Here is a 15,815-nt window from a genome sequence, read left to right as displayed (position 1 = left end):
AAGGATTTTATATGCATAATATTTTCGAAAAAGCCTATGAGTGGGCACTAACTTATGATTTTAGAAATATAGATATCGAATATGCTTCAAAATTAGCTCTTAAAATGCTAGATGACAGCTGCCAAATGACAGCACATGATAGAGAAATATTTTTTAATGTCTATGATGCGATTTGTGATAGAGAGGATATTGAGCTAGATGATGATGTAAATCACCTAATTAAAACAGCAAGAAATAGAACTACTATTTATTCTAAACCAGAACTTGCAAGTATAGTTCATGCATGCAGATTAGAAATCATTCCAAGTATGCTAAAAGTTCATATGAAAACTTATAAATCGATGGTTAGGCAAAATCTTAATATTTAATATAAGTATACAATAGTATATTTTATATACAAAATAAGCATTTTAATAACTCTATGTTTTGATATACTAAAAATAAAAAAAGGGTTTAAATATGGGAATATTTGATGTTCAAATCAATAAAAAAATTAAACTAAGAAAAACAAATAAAGATTTATTTGAATTCATAAAGAAACGACTTCTAAAAGATAAAGATTATGAAAATGAAATCACAAGAGAAGAATTATCAATAAAAAAATGCCATATAAACACCCTTTTAAAATACAACTTATCTGCAAAAATCCTATCCAATAAAAAAGAGTCTACGCTTCAAATAGATGCAGAGTTACAAGATACTTTGATTATAGCTATTGTTATAATACTTGCTATTGTCCTAACATATGGATTAGGAGTTATTCTAGTAGTTGCTTATGTTTACTACCAAAAAGTTATTGCTACAAAATATTTAAACTCGTTGATTGAAAATTATCAAACAATCAACTAGATTTGTTTGTACATAAAAGAATTGCTTGAATAAGTCTTAATTTTCGTAAATATCATTGATAATTCTTATTTTATATCCTAATTAACAAACTTTTGATACAATCATCACTTATTAAAAAACAAAAAAATTGAATAAAATTTATATACAATTAAAAAGGAAATTACAATGCCATTATTAGATAGCTTTAAAGTTGACCATACTATCATGCCAGCACCTGCTGTAAGAGTTGCAAAAACTATGAAATCACCTTCAGGAGATATTATCACTGTTTTTGATTTAAGATTTTGCGTGCCAAATCAATCTATGTTAAGTGAAAAAGGTATTCATACATTAGAGCATTTATTTGCTGGATTTATTAGAAATCATTTAAATTCAGACACTGTTGAAATCATTGATGTTTCACCAATGGGTTGTAGAACTGGTTTTTATATGAGTTTACTTGGTAATCCAGATGAAAAAACAGTGGGAGCAGCTTGGAGAGCAGCTATGGAAGATGTACTTGCTGTTGAAAAACAAGAAGATATTCCAGAATTAAATATCTACCAATGTGGAACTTGTGCTATGCATTCCCTTGATGAAGCAAAAGATATTGCAAGAGATATTTTAAAATCTGATATTGGTGTTATGTCAAATGAAGAATTATATCTTAGTGATGAAAAACTAAACGCTTTAGGAAACTAAAAAGTGCAACAAAAGTTAAAACTTTTTAAAGAGTTGTTTGCAGAATATACCAATATCGCTATTTTGCATATTGATAACTCTTTAGGTCTTGTTGACTCTGCACTTGAAGAAGTAAGAGCTCAAAATGAAGGGAATATAAAATATATTCCTTTTATTGATGAAAACTCTGCAAAACTTAGAGCAACTGCTAGAGAATATGAATATATAGTTTTAGGAAATATTCTAACATTCTGTTCAGATCAAGAAGCTATTTTAAAACTAATGTACAAAGCAATCGAAAACTCAGGAAATATAATCATCCTTGAAAAAATATCAAATGACAATAGATACGAACTTTTAGACTTATTAGAAAATATAGGTTTTCAAGCACCAAATTGTATTGAACTTTTTGATGATACATATATTTTCACTGCAAAAAAAATGCACCATTGGGATAATGGGCTATAAAATAGAAAAGAGAAAAAGTAATCTTGCAAGACAATACAAATAGCCTAGTAACCACAAAAGATGGTTCAAATACCTTATTCTCACAAAAATACAATCAACACTATCACAATCCAGATGATGGCGCTATAGATGAATCTTTAACAAAACATATCATTCCAGCTTTTACTTTTCATAAAAATAAAAAAGAGTTAAATATCTTGGATATTTGTTTTGGTATTGGATATAACACTTTCTCTACTATTTATTATATTCTTGAAAATAATCTTGATGTAAAGATAAACATTTATTCACCTGAACTTGATGGTAACCTTGTAAAATCACTTGATTCTTTTGATTTCCCTAAAGAGTTTGAAAATATAAAACATATTATAAAAGCTGTTGCACAAACAGGTAAATATAGTGATGATAATATCAATATAGAAGTCTTTATTGGAGATGCTAGAAAGTATATAAAGTCTTTATCTAAAGAGTTCTTTGACATAGTTTATCAAGATGCTTTTTCAAGTGATGTAAATTTTGAGCTTTGGACAAAAGAGTATTTTGATGATATTTATAAACTTTGTAAAGATGACTGTATTATGAGTTCATACGCAATTGCAACTCCTATTAGACTTTCCATGAATGAAGCTGGATTTTTTATCTATGAACATAGACCAGTGAAACGAAAAATCACCTTAGCTGTAAAACAAAAACAAGAAGTTATAGGAAAGTTTGTGGATATGGTTTTAAAAAAAGAAAGAAATAAAGAAGCTCTTGCTTTGTATGATAAAGTAGTTTAGAGAAACTACTTTTCTACTTTTTTATTTTGAAAGATTATCTAAAATATATTTTTCTAAATCTCTTTTAGCTATTTCTTCTTTCATTGCTTTTTCAAAAATTACATCTACTTTTGTAGCATATTCTTCATAAGAAAAATATGGGAAACGTAATTTCCATGATCTTTGAATTAATTCTTTTGTAATACTATCTCTTATTCTATCTCTAAAAAAATTAAATCCCATAAAAATAGCTGCTGTTATAATCATAGCCCCAATAATTGAAATATGCGCATCTATTTTAGCCAATGGCTTATGAGTTAATAAAGAAATAGGTACGATGATTGCTAATACTAAAGCAATATATACAATATATGCTCTTGTTAATCTTGTTCTAAATCCAAGCTTTGAAGGATCTACATGCATTCCATCTAAATACTGTCTATTTGCGACTAATAAATCTTTTAGTAATATTGGTTGCTTTGAAATAATATATATATACTCTAATATTCTGTTTTTTATTGTTTTTTCTTTAGACATAATAATTCCTAAAATTAATGATGTATATTTTATCTTAGTTTGTTATAATATTGTGTTAATTAAGTAAAAAAATTATTAAAAGGTTTTCAAATTCAAAAACTATTAAAATTAATTTTATCATTACTAATTTTATCTTCTTTAAATGCTGCAGATTTACAAAAAACATCCATACAACTAATGTGGCTAGATCAATTTGAATTCGCAGGGTTTTATGCCGCAAAAGAAAAAGGTTTCTATAAAGATGTAGGGCTTGATGTTGAAATAAAGAAATACAATCAAAATATAGATTTAACAGATACTGTATTAGAAGGTCACGCTGACTTTGGAATTAACTCATCATCATTAATTATAGACAAAATAAATGGAAAAGATATTGTTTTATTAGGAACTATTTTCCAATCCTCTCCACTAATTCTAATTTCTCTTAAAGATTCTGAAATAAATAGTTTAAAAGACATGTTAGATAAAAAAATAATGCTTGCAAATAACCAAAAAGATTTTGCAATTTTTCGTTCTATGTTCAAAAATCAAGATATTGATTCAAATTATTTAACTTTTATTCCTCATACTTTTAAAATTGATGATTTAATTGATAAAAAAGCTGATGTTATGTCAGCATATTCAACAAATGAACTATTTCTTTTAAAAGAAAAAGGTTATATAACAAAAATTTTTAATCCAAAAGATTATGGATTTGATTTTTATGATGATCTTATTTTCACCTCTAAAGAGTTTGCAAACAATAACCCAAAACTTGTAAAAGATTTTTATTCTGCAAGTATAAAAGGGTTTGAATACTCTTTTAATAATATTGAAGAAATTGCAAAACTAATATATGAAAAATACAATCCTCAAAATAAAAGTTTAGACAGTCTAATTTATGAAGCAAATGAAATGAAAAAATTAATCTATGACAAAGATGGAAAAATCGGAACTATAACAAAAGATAGAATGAATTTAATAATCAATAGTTATAAAATAATGGGATTAATAAAAAATCCTACAAATCTAGATGATATAATTTACAAAGATCATCTTGACAATTCATTCTCATTAAATCAAAAAGAAAATTCCTATTTACATAATAAAAAACAATTAAATATATGTATAGATCCAGATTGGATGCCATTTGAAAAAATCGAAAATGGCAAACATATTGGGATGTCCGCTGAATATACAAGAATTATTAAAGAAAAAATAAATATTCCTATTAATTTAATTCAAACAAAAAACTGGTCAGAAACACTAAATTTTAGTAAAGAAAAAGTTTGCGATTTCATACCCTTGATGGTTGAAACTCAAGATAGAAGCAAATACTTAAATTTTACATCTTCATATATAAAACTTCCTCTTGTGATTGCAGGAAATATTGATGCTGCATTTGTTGAAGATGCTACTCAAATAAAAAATAAAAAAATTGGTTTAGTAAAAGATTATGCATTTAAAGAACTATTAGAAAATAAATATAAAAATATCACTTTCATAGAAGTAAAAAATATAAAAGATGGTTTAGCGCAAATACAAAAGGGAAAAATAGATGGTTTTTTAGAAAATCTAACTACGCTTGGATATACAATTCAAAAAGATTATATTGGTCAAATAAAAATTATTGCAAAACTTGATGAAAATGTTCAAGGATCAATTGCTTCAAGAAATGATGAGCCATTATTAAATGATATTCTTGAAAAAGCACTACTTTCAATTAGCGAAAAACAAAGACAAGACATCTACAATAAATGGATATATGTAAATTATCAAAAAGAAGATAATTATGTTTTGTTTAACAAATTCTCTATGGCTATTTTACTACTAATATTTATTTTAATTCTTATTTATAGACAATATTTACTAAAAAAAATGAATGAAGAGCTTAATGAAAAGATTAAAATTGAAATGGAAAAAAATGAAGAAAAAAATAGAATTTCAATTCAACAATCAAGAATGGCATCTATGGGTGAAATGCTAGAAAATATAGCTCACCAATGGAGACAACCACTTTCAACAATAAGTGTTTGTGCCTCTGGTATGGAAATAAAAAAAGAGTATGGACTCTTAAGTGATGAAGAAATTAATGATTCCCTTAGGCATATAAAAAATGCAACTCAATACTTATCAAATACAATTGAAGATTTTAGAAACTTCTTTAGTAAAGATAAAATTTCTTCTTCTTTAGATATTAGAAATACTTTATCTAAAGTATTTGATTTGATAAATGCTACTTTTGCAAAAAGTTCTATAACAGTTATTAGAGATATTAAAACCATAACTTTTACATCATTTGAAAATGAACTTATTCAAGTTTTAATGAATATATTAATCAATGCTAAAGATGCTCTTGATAATAAAGATTCTGAAAAACTAGTTATTGTAAAAGTAAAAAAACTTCATGGGAAAATTGTAATTACAATTAGAGATAATGCAGGTGGAATAGATGAAACTATTATTGATAAAATATTTGAACCATACTTCACTACAAAACACCAATTTAATGGAACAGGAATAGGTTTATATATGAGTAAACTTATTGTTGAGAAGCATTTAGATGGTGAGATAAGTGCTAAGAATAGCACTTTCAAATTTAATAATAAAGAATATAAAGGTGCTTTATTTCAGATAATTTTGCCTATTAAAGAATCTTGATTTTTAATAATTCAAAAGAAGAAAACCTTCTTTTGAAGAGTAATTTATGCTTTTAAAGACATAGTTAAAATTTCTGCAACTTTATCTAAAGTAATATTTTCTTTTTCACCAAGTGCTGTCAGGCCATGACCTTCAAGAGCTTTTGTGATATTTTCAATAACTTTATCATCTGTTTTATAAGCACTTAATTTTGTTGGAACTCCAATACTTTGATACATATATTCAATTGCTTCGATTACCATTTCATAATTATGTGGCATATTAAAAACTTCTTTTCCCATTTGAGTTAATTTTTCTTGTTTATCTTCAATCATAACTCTTAAAAGATGTGGTTGAACTGTCGCTAAACTTTGAGCATGATCAAGTCCATAAAATGCTGTTATTTCATGACCTATCATGTGCGTTGCCCAATCTTGAGGAACACCGGAACCTATAAATCCATTTAATGCTTGATTTGCTAATAACATAAGATTTTCTTGCCATAAAGGCGTTTTTCTATTTTGCCAATCTTGTGCTAATACATGTAAACCTTTTAAAATAGTTTGAGCATATCCATCATGTAAAAGTGATGTATTTGGATATGTTAAATATTGTTCACAAGTATGAACAAAAGCATCTACTAAACCATTTGCTAATTGTCTATCATCAAGTGTACTCATAACTGTTGAGTCTAAAACAGCAAACTTAGGATATAAAAGTGGTGACCCAAAATATTTCTTTTCATTTGTTGCTTTTTTTGAAATTACAGTATTTGCATTTGATTCACTTCCTGTTGCAGGGAGTGTTAAAATAGCTCCCATAGGAAGAGCTTTCTCAACAACTTTTCCTTCTAAAAAATCCCATCCATCACCATCATAAAGTGCAGCTGCTGCTAGATATTTACATCCATCAATAACAGAACCACCACCAACAGCTAAAATAAAATCTATTTTTTCATTTTTGATTATAGCAACTGCTTTATTTAAAGTCTCAACACTAGGATTTGGCTCAACTCCTGAGAATTCACTCCATATATATCCTTCTAGAGCAGTACAAACTTGATCATAAACTCCATTTTTTTTAATCGATCCCCCACCATAAACTACTAGTATCTTTTGGTCTTTTGAAATAAAATTTACAATTGTTTTAATCTGACCTTCTCCAAACTGTATAGCAGTTGGGTTGAAGTATGAGTATTTCATATAAAATCCTTTATGATAATTTTAAAGTATTATTATAGGATAATTTGCATTACAAAGGATTACAATGATAAAAATATTTCTACTTTTATACTCTACTATTTTTATATGGTCAGTCATTAATCCAAAGGATTACTTCACTTGGTTTTTAGAAGTTACACCTGCAATACTTGCTTTAATAATTTTGACTTTTACTTATAGAAGCTTTAAATTTACACCTTTAATTTATACTTTGATTTTAATTCATTGTTTAATTTTAATGGTAGGTGGTCATTATACTTATGCAGAAGTACCTTTGTTTGATTATATAAAAGAAGTATTTAATCAAAGCAGAAATAACTATGATAAAGTTGGTCATTTAGCACAAGGTTTTATTCCAGCAATGGTTGCAAGAGAAATACTTATTAGAAAAAATATAATAAATATTGAAGCATGGAGAAACTTTTTTATAATTTGTTTTTGTTTAGCTTTTTCTGCTTTTTATGAACTAGCTGAGTGGTGGATTGCACTTATTGCAAATGATTCAGCTGATGATTTTTTAGGAACACAAGGATATATTTGGGATACTCAAAGTGATATGGCGTGGGCTTTATTTGGAGCTATTTTAGCTTTATTATTACTAAGAAAATACCATGATAAACAACTAAAAAATATTTAGTTGTTTATCCTATATTAATTACATCCACAAGAAATACTTGTTCCCGCTTTTGCATTTTTTCCGCTTGTTTCATAACCATCTCTTTTCCACCAATCAAGACCACCTAAGAGTTCTTTTGTTTTAAAGCCAAGTTTAGACATATTTAAAGCACCTTTTGTAGATGCATTGCAACCTATTCCATCACAATATGTTACATAGTTTTTTGATTTATCAAGATTGCTTATATTTTCTATCGTCATTGTTCTATGTGGAATATTTATAGCATTTGGAATATGTTCAAACTCATAGGCATCTTTTGATCTTGCATCAATAACAATTGTGTCACTACCTTTACTTATAGCTTCAAAAAGATCCCAAGAGTCTGTTTCAAAAGCAAGTTTTGCTTCATAAAATTCTATTTGTGTCATACTATTTCCTCTTTTTTTAAAGTATATAATGAATTGATTATCAAAGTAAGAATAATAATACTTCCACCAATAAATGTATTTGAACTTGGGATTTCATTTAAAAATATCCATACCCAAATGGGTGCCATTATTGTTTCTATTAACATTAAAAGACTCACTTCACTTGCACTTATATATTTTGCTCCATTTCCTATTAAAACTCTTGAAAATGATGAAATTACTAATCCCATTGACATTACGATTAATAAGTTTGTTGTATCTATTTTCAGATTATCACTTAGAAAATAAGCAATCATACTCAAAGCTATTCCACTTAATGCCGTTAAAATCATTCTATCCATTTTTTTATATTTTGCAAGCAATACAAAAGAAACAGAAAAAAGAATAGTGCAAAGAAGTGCATAAATATTTCCTTCTATACTTCCTAAACTAAGCTCATCGGAAAAGATTATAAAAAGCCCAATAAACATAAAAAATGACGCATACAATATATTTTTACTCATTTTTTCTTTATATAAGATAAATGCAATAAGTGATGAAAATAAAGCAGCTGTACTAAAGATTATCACAACATTTGCAACGCTTGTTGTTTTTACAGCTGTTATAAAAAATATATTTGAAACAGCCATCATAGTAGCACAAGCAATTAAAAAAATATATGATGATTTAAAAGCATTTTTAACATAATTTTTTTTCTTAAACATCAAGCTTCCAAGCATAGAAGCAAAGATAAAAATTCCTAAATAAAATGAAAAGACAAATGAAGATATTGTTGTATATTTAATCATAAGTGATTCTACACTCATAATAAAAATACCAAGAGAAGTTAACATTAAACCTTTTGCGTTATTTGACATGGTTGATATTATTGAAATATTTGACAAGATTGTTCCTGTAGGAGTTTACAAGAAAAGGAAAAAATCCTTTTCTTAGATATTGTAGTAGTTTGCTTCTTTGTGAGTTACAACTATTGCGCAAGTTGTTTGTTCGGGATGCATTTGAAAAGTCTCACTTAATTCTATTCCAAACTCTTCTGGTTTTAATAAATCAAAAATATCTCTATTCATTGCTAAATCAGGACAAGCAGCATATCCAGGAGAGTATCTACAACCTACATATTGTTTCATTTGAACATCATTTAAAGTATGACCTTCTTTTGGCACGATATCTAAATCAAGTCTGATTTGTTTATGTAAAACCTCAGCTAAGGCTTCAGCAAGTTCTACTCCCAGTCCATGAACTTGATAATATTTTGTAAACTCACCTTTATCATAAATACTTCTTTCATAATCAGATATTTTAAGTCCAGCACTAGCAAGGGTAAAGGCAACCACGTCAAGTCTATCATTTGCAAAGAAATCAGGAATACATCTAAATGGTTTTCTTTTTTGTCTAGGAAATTCTAATACTTTTATAGCTTCACTTAATGGTGGTACATTTTTTGATTCTTCAAGTGAATTAAACAGATGTTTTTTATCAAAAATATAAAGTTTATTATCGTGCGATATACAAGGATAATAAGCATAAATAGCAATTGGATCAAAAATATCATTATCAATTAATTCTGCTTTTAAAGCTTGATATGTAGGCTCAACTACTTCTTCTTCATATTTTAAAAATTTAGCAGAATCTTGTTTTCCTCTTTTATATCCCCATCTTTGTCTAAATAAAACTCTATGATTTATCCATTTAAAAATAAGTTCTTTATCAAGTTTTGCGCCTGTTCTTGAAACCCTATCCCAAATAGGAGGGAAAGTAAATGTATTGGCTGCTGGAAGTGGAATCTCTTCATAAGGAGGAATAACAACAGCTTCTTCTTCCACTCTATCGCTTGTATCAATTATTTTAATTAAATCTGCTGCTAAAGCTGTATTATTTTCATCACCTTTTTCAATTCTTTGCATAGATACAACACCATCAAAGGCATCTCTACAATAAAAAATCGGACCATCATAAAATGGTCGGCAGTACTCATCTATAAAGTTTTTAGTTAAAGCAGCCCCACCTAAAAGAACAGGAACTTTTATTCCCATTCTTTGAAGCTCTTCTAGATTTTCTTTCATAACTGCTGTTGATTTTACAAGTAATCCACTCATTCCAATAGCATGAGCTTTATGCTCTTGTAATTTGTCAATAAAAGTATCAAGTCCTGCTTTAATACCTACATTTACAACTTTAAATCCATTGTTTGATAATATAATATCAACTAAGTTTTTACCAACATCATGAACATCACCCTTTACAGTTCCAAGAATCAATGTTGTTTCACTCTCTTTTTCCTCTTTTGGTAAATATGGATTAAGAGCATCAACGGTAGCTTTCATAGTTTCAGCACTTTGAAGTACAAATGGTAACTGCATTTGTCCAGATCCAAATAACTCTCCAATGATTTTCATACCATCAATTAGCCATTCATTTACAATAACTTCTGGATTTACACTATGTCTTAATTCTTCAACAAGTGGTAATAATCTATCTTTATCTCCATCAAGTAAAAGCTTTTGCACCTTTTCAAGAGGAGGCATATTTTGATACTCTTCATCTGTTTGCTCTTCTTGTGCTTCTACATTTGAGAAGTGTTCAATAAAGGCAAATAAAGGGTCACCATTTTCGTGATTATTAAATATTAGATTATCACAAGCTGTTCTATCTTCTTCACTTATTTTATTTAGAGGAATAATATGTTTAACATTTACAATAGCAGATGTTAAACCAGCTCTTACACAATGGTCAAGATAAATAGAGTTCAGATAAATTCTTGCTTTTATATCAAGTCCAAAAGAGATATTTGAAAGCCCTAATGTAGTTCCAACTTCAGGATGTAAAATCTGAAATTCACGTATAGCTTCTAGTGTTTCAACACCTGCTGTTCTATATTCATCATCACCTGAACCAATAGTAAATGTAAGCATATCAAACACTAAATCATGTGGATCAAAACCATGTCTATTTACACATAAATCAAAAATTCTCTCAGCTATTCTAATTTTATCTTCTTTAGTTTTTGCCATTCCAACTTCATCAATTACAAGACAAACAAGTGCGGCTCCAAATTTTTTAGCAAGTTTACAAACCGCATCAAATTTTTCTTCACCGTCTTCAAGGTTAACTGAATTTATAATAGCTCGTCCACCTATTTGCTTAAGAGCTGCTTCAAGTGCATATATTTGAGTTGAATCTGGCATTAAAGGAAGTGCAACTTTTTGAGAATAAAGAGCAGTTACAGCATCCATATCAGCTCTTTCATCACGTCCTGCAAATCCTACTGAAACATCAATTACGTGAGCCCCTGCTCGAACTTGTTGTTGACCAACACTTAATGTTCCTTCATAATCATTTGCTTTTAATAGCTCTCTAAAAGCTTTTGAACCTGTTGCATTTGAACGCTCACCAATTAATAGTGGAGCTGGTTCTTGTTTTAAAGGCATTGTTCCAAAAAGTGAAGCTAAAGATGCTTTTAAAAATCCAGAAGGTTTTAAAGGTATTTTTCCTTCAATTGCCTTTGCTAAAGATTCGATATGCTCAGGTGTAGTACCACAACAACCACCTAAAAATGCAACACCATTTATATTTAAAAATTCTTTTTGTAAATTTACAAACTCATCAGGTCCCATTGGATAGTAAGTTTTTCCACCTTTATTTTGGGGAAGTCCTGCATTTGCATGAACAGATATTGGGAATCTACAAACTTCACTTAAAGTTTTAACATGTTTATGAACTTGTTTTGGACCCGTTCCGCAGTTAAATCCTAAAGATAAAATATTAAATGGAGCCATAATAGCTGCAATTGTTAAAGCATCAGTTCCAATTAACATGGTTCCAGACATTTCAATAGTCACAGATACCATAATTGGTATTTGTGGTGCTGTGTCATTTAGTGCATGAAGTGCTGCTTTTATTTGAAGTGGATCTTGACAAGTTTCAAGTAAAAAAATGTCACATCCACCATCAGCAAGCCCTTGTGCCATGATTTTATAACCTTCATACATTTCATCATATTTAATATGATTTAATGATGGAAGTTTAGTTCCAGGTCCAATAGATCCTAAAACATATCTTGGTTTTTCTGGAGTTGAATACTTCTCACAAGATTTTTTTACAAGTTGTGCTCCAAGCTTTGAAAGTTCATATGAAGTATGACCAATATCATATTCATCTAAAACCCATGGCATCGAACCAAATGTATTTGTACTTATTAAATCAGCACCTGCTTTTGCATAGTCATCATGAATAGTTTCAAGAATATGAGGAGCAGTTAAATTTAGAAGTTCATTACAACCTTCTAAATCAGCACCCTCATAAATCCATTCTTCTGCTTTTATGTCTGCTAGTTGAAGCTGTGTTCCCATAGCTCCATCTATTACTAAAACCCTATTTTTTATTATGTCTTTGATTGTTTCTAACATTTATTTCTCTATATTTTTTTTATTATTTTTTGATATTTATTATTGAAGAGTGTACTTAAATAGTAGTTAAAAAGCTGTTAAACAAAAGTTTTAAACTTTTTGAATAACAACTCTAATAACACAAGCCTCACCTTGATGACCAATTCCTTCATCTAAAGTAACTATTTCTTCACTAAGATTTTTTTTACAATTTGTAAATCTTTTTGAGAAATCTTCTAAACTATAAAGTAAGTCCAAATCTTTTGGTCCACCACTTTCATATGATAATTGTTTTTTTGAAAAGAACTCTCCTATAAAATAGCCGTCTTTATTTAAAGAATTTTCTATTTTTTTAAATAATTCTTCTCTTTCATTTTCAAACATATGTAAGTATGAAGCCACAATTACATCATATTTTTCTTTTGCTTCCCAATGATTTAAATCCATAAAAATAGTTTTTATATCAAGATTTTCTTCTTTACTTTTTAAATCAAGTTTTGCTAAACCCACATCTGAAGCATCAATAGCACTCACTTCTAAACCATTTTGTGCAAAAAATATTGCGTTTCTTCCTTCTCCTTCACCTAAACAAAGAAGTGTTTTTTTATCTTTAATTAAATCTAATTTAGAAGCTAAAAATTCATTTGGTTTTGTCCCATAAAAATAATCAACTTTCGAAAACTTATTATTCCAAAACATTTGTTGGCTCATTTTTCTACCCTTCTAATTTTTATTGTAATTTTATTATATCTTAAAAAAGCTAAATGCAACTAAGTTGCGTTTAATTTATATTTTATTAATATTCTAAAAATGCAACTTAGTTGCAAACAAAAAAGGAGTAGGAAATGAAAATATTAATTTCAATATTGTTTTTAATAAATATTGTTTACGCACAAACAAATATTGTTGTGAGTATATTACCTCAACAAACTTTTGTTGAAAAAATAGGTGGAGATAAGGTTAAAGTAAGCACAATGGTAAAACCAGGAAGCGACCCACACTCTTATGAACCAAAACCCTCTCAAATGCAAGATATTTCAAATGCTAATATCTATTTCCCAATAGGCTTAGAGTTTGAAGCAACATGGCTTGATAAATTTGCAGATCAAAATAAAAATATGAAATTTGTTGAAATGACAAAAGATGTACAATATATTGAGATGAAAGAACATGATCACCATCATGACGAGCATGAGCATCATGAAGAAAATCATGAAAATGAAGAAGATAAACATCATGGAAAAGATCCCCACACATGGGTAAGTCCTTCAAATGTTAAGATTATGGCAAAAAATATTTATGATACTTTAGTAGAAGTTGATCCTTCAAATAAAGAATATTTTGAAAAAAACTATTCAAAATTTATTGAAGAAATAAACCAAACTGATAAAAAAATAAAAGAAATATTATCTGTATTACCTGAAAATTCTAAATTTATGGTATTTCATCCTTCATGGAGATATTTTGCTAATGAATATAATTTAATTCAGTTAGCAATAGAAGTTGAAGGGAAAGAGCCAAAACCAAAAGTTCTTCAAAAAATTATTGATGAAGCAAAAGAAGAAAATGTAAAAGCAATTTTCACTCAAGCAGAATTTTCAGATAAAAGTGCTAAAACTATAGCTAGTGAATTAAAAATAAAAGTTTTAAAAGAAACACCATTAGCTAAAGATTGGTCAGAAAATCTAATCAAAATGGCAAATGCAATTGCAAACAATAAATAAAGCAATCTCTATGGACAAACTCTTTTTCAAATATGAAAAAGAGTTTGTTCTAGAAGATATAAATCTTCAAATAAATGAAAAAGATTTTATTACTATTTTAGGTCCAAATGGTGGAGGAAAATCTACTCTTATCAAACTAATTCTTGGAATAAATCCTTTAACTCAAGGCAATATAAAAATATTTGAAAATAATCTTTTAGATGAAATTACAAATATTGGATATGTTCCTCAAAATACAAATATCAATTTAAACTTTCCAATTAGTGTTATTGAAGTTGTTATGATGGGTCAAAATGATATCAAGAAAAGGCTATTTGGTTATAAAAAAGATGAAAAGATAAAAGCCTTAGAAGTTCTAGAAAAAGTAAATATGAAAGAATTTGCAAATGCAAAAATTTCTAATTTATCAGGAGGACAAAGACAAAGAGTTTTAATAGCAAGAGCTTTATTTTGTAATCCAAAGATTTTACTTTTAGATGAACCAACATCAAATATTGATATTACAGGTTGTGAGCAAATATATCAAACATTAGAAAACTTAAACAATGAGATCACTATTGTAGTAATAAGTCATGATATTTCTGTTGTTCTAAAATATGCTTCAAAAGCTGTTTATATAAATAAAAGATTAACTTATCATGATTTATCAAAAATGAAAAATGAGTTTAAAAATATAGAATCACATATATGTGAAATTGAACTTTTAGAAATGTTAGGAAAATGTAGATGCTAGAATCACTTTCATATACTTTTATTCAAAATGCATTAATTGCAGGTGTTTTAGTAAGTATCATAACAGGAATCATAGGCTCACTAATTGTTGTAAATAAAATGGTTTTTCTTTCAGGGGGAATAGCCCATAGTGCTTATGGTGGAATTGGTTTATCTATTTATTTTGGAATTCCAATGCTTCTATCAACTTCTATTTTTTCTATATTAATTACAATTTTAATAGCAATTTTAACTTATCAAAAAAGAGAAAATCTTGATACTATTATAGGACTTACTTGGGCAATTGGAATGTCTTTTGGAATATTACTTGCAGATTTAACACCTGGATATAGTGCAAATTTAATGAGTTATTTATTTGGTTCTATTTTAGCTGTAAATAGCGATGATATTTTATTTATGTCTATTTTATTAATATTTATAGTTTTATCTTTATTATTTTTTTATAGAGATATTTTAGCTGTTTCATATGATAGTGAATATGCAAATTTAAGAGGAGTAAAAACAAGATTATTTTATACCCTTATTCTTATTTTATCTGCACTTAGTATTGTAATTGCCATAAAAATTGTTGGACTTATTTTAGTTATTGCTTTACTTACAATTCCTATTTATATTGCACAAAAGTTTTGTAATACACTTTTTAAAATGATGATTGTTTCAGGATTATTTTCTATGATATTTACTATTTTCGGATTAATAGTTTCATATAATTATGATTTAAGTTCAGGGCCTTCAATTATACTTGTTAGCTCTGTTTGTATGTTTTGTATTAATATCTTTCAATTTTTCAAAAAAAGAGTAAAACTTATTTAAAAGTTT

16 protein-coding genes are annotated in these 15,815 nt (G+C 27.8%); 10 read left to right on the top strand and 6 right to left on the bottom strand.

What is annotated here, in order from left to right; genetic code table 11:
* The first annotated feature begins 11 nt into the window (after positions 1-11).
* From ABVS04_RS01655 to ABVS04_RS01635, 5 genes are all read left to right on the top strand, one after another.
* Entirely contained in the window at positions 12-368 is a 357-nt protein-coding gene (locus ABVS04_RS01655) for a hypothetical protein (protein ID WP_368028919.1), read from the top strand.
* 91 nt (positions 369-459) lie between these two features.
* Positions 460-849, top strand: a complete 390-nt coding sequence (locus ABVS04_RS01650; protein WP_368028918.1) for a hypothetical protein — start codon at positions 460-462, stop codon at positions 847-849.
* Positions 850-1,014: 165 nt separating this feature from the next.
* The gene (luxS, locus tag ABVS04_RS01645) at positions 1,015-1,530 is read left to right on the top strand and encodes an S-ribosylhomocysteine lyase (protein ID WP_368028917.1); all 516 of its coding nucleotides are present in this window, start codon (positions 1,015-1,017) and stop codon (positions 1,528-1,530) included.
* 3 nt (positions 1,531-1,533) lie between these two features.
* Positions 1,534-1,977: a hypothetical protein gene (locus ABVS04_RS01640; RefSeq protein ID WP_368028916.1), complete on the top strand. Its 444-nt coding sequence runs from the start codon at positions 1,534-1,536 to the stop codon at positions 1,975-1,977.
* A 23-nt stretch (positions 1,978-2,000) separates the two neighbouring features.
* Positions 2,001-2,756 (top strand): tRNA (5-methylaminomethyl-2-thiouridine)(34)-methyltransferase MnmD, encoded by a 756-nt coding sequence (locus tag ABVS04_RS01635; protein ID WP_368028915.1) that lies wholly within the window; start codon positions 2,001-2,003, stop codon positions 2,754-2,756.
* Positions 2,757-2,777: 21 nt separating this feature from the next.
* Here the strand turns inward: ABVS04_RS01635 and ABVS04_RS01630 are convergent, their stop codons facing one another.
* Positions 2,778-3,272 carry a hypothetical protein gene (locus ABVS04_RS01630; RefSeq protein ID WP_368028914.1) on the bottom strand — a complete coding sequence of 165 codons (495 nt, stop codon included), beginning with the start codon at positions 3,270-3,272 and terminating at the stop codon, positions 2,778-2,780.
* Between the two features lie 177 nt (positions 3,273-3,449).
* Between ABVS04_RS01630 and ABVS04_RS01625 the strand changes: the two genes are divergently transcribed.
* A complete protein-coding gene (locus tag ABVS04_RS01625) occupies positions 3,450-5,912 on the top strand; it encodes an ABC transporter substrate-binding protein (RefSeq protein ID WP_368028913.1) in 2,463 nt (820 codons plus the stop codon).
* 44 nt (positions 5,913-5,956) lie between these two features.
* Here the strand turns inward: ABVS04_RS01625 and ABVS04_RS01620 are convergent, their stop codons facing one another.
* Complete coding sequence (locus ABVS04_RS01620) at positions 5,957-7,093, bottom strand: iron-containing alcohol dehydrogenase (RefSeq protein ID WP_368028912.1); 1,137 nt, start codon at positions 7,091-7,093, stop codon at positions 5,957-5,959.
* 64 nt (positions 7,094-7,157) lie between these two features.
* Here ABVS04_RS01620 and ABVS04_RS01615 point away from each other — a divergent pair, with 64 nt between their 5' ends.
* The gene (locus tag ABVS04_RS01615) at positions 7,158-7,748 is read left to right on the top strand and encodes a DUF2238 domain-containing protein (RefSeq protein ID WP_368028911.1); all 591 of its coding nucleotides are present in this window, start codon (positions 7,158-7,160) and stop codon (positions 7,746-7,748) included.
* Positions 7,749-7,762: 14 nt separating this feature from the next.
* Here ABVS04_RS01615 and ABVS04_RS01610 read toward each other — a convergent pair whose 3' ends face one another.
* From ABVS04_RS01610 to ABVS04_RS01595, 4 genes are all read right to left on the bottom strand, one after another.
* Positions 7,763-8,155, bottom strand: a complete 393-nt coding sequence (locus tag ABVS04_RS01610) for a rhodanese-like domain-containing protein (protein WP_368028910.1) — start codon at positions 8,153-8,155, stop codon at positions 7,763-7,765.
* On the bottom strand, positions 8,152-9,039 hold the full coding sequence (locus ABVS04_RS01605) for a DMT family transporter (protein WP_368028908.1): 888 nt from the start codon (positions 9,037-9,039) through the stop codon (positions 8,152-8,154). The genes ABVS04_RS01610 and ABVS04_RS01605 overlap by 4 nt, the downstream gene beginning before the upstream one ends.
* Before the next feature lie 45 nt (positions 9,040-9,084).
* Positions 9,085-12,561, bottom strand: a complete 3,477-nt coding sequence (gene metH / locus ABVS04_RS01600) for a methionine synthase (protein WP_368028907.1) — start codon at positions 12,559-12,561, stop codon at positions 9,085-9,087.
* A gap of 90 nt (positions 12,562-12,651) precedes the next feature.
* Entirely contained in the window at positions 12,652-13,251 is a 600-nt protein-coding gene (locus ABVS04_RS01595; protein WP_368028906.1) for a cyclopropane-fatty-acyl-phospholipid synthase family protein, read from the bottom strand.
* 134 nt (positions 13,252-13,385) lie between these two features.
* On the opposite strand from ABVS04_RS01595, the gene ABVS04_RS01590 reads away from it, so the two are divergent.
* From ABVS04_RS01590 to ABVS04_RS01580, 3 genes are read left to right on the top strand one after another with little or no spacing between them, the layout of a single operon-like run.
* Positions 13,386-14,264 (top strand): zinc ABC transporter substrate-binding protein, encoded by an 879-nt coding sequence (locus ABVS04_RS01590; protein WP_368028905.1) that lies wholly within the window; start codon positions 13,386-13,388, stop codon positions 14,262-14,264.
* Positions 14,248-14,997, top strand: coding sequence for a metal ABC transporter ATP-binding protein (locus tag ABVS04_RS01585; protein WP_368028904.1), 750 nt, complete (start codon positions 14,248-14,250; stop codon positions 14,995-14,997). Before ABVS04_RS01590 ends, ABVS04_RS01585 begins: the two co-directional genes overlap by 17 nt.
* A complete protein-coding gene (locus ABVS04_RS01580) occupies positions 14,991-15,809 on the top strand; it encodes a metal ABC transporter permease (RefSeq protein WP_368028903.1) in 819 nt (272 codons plus the stop codon). Before ABVS04_RS01585 ends, ABVS04_RS01580 begins: the two co-directional genes overlap by 7 nt.
* Positions 15,810-15,815 lie beyond the last annotated feature (6 nt).

It is taken from the genome of Arcobacter sp. s6 (genome assembly GCF_040884245.1).
GTDB lineage: Bacteria > Campylobacterota > Campylobacteria > Campylobacterales > Arcobacteraceae > Aliarcobacter.
The sequence above is the reverse complement of the archived record's forward strand: the minus strand, read 5'-3'. Positions and strand labels throughout refer to the sequence as shown.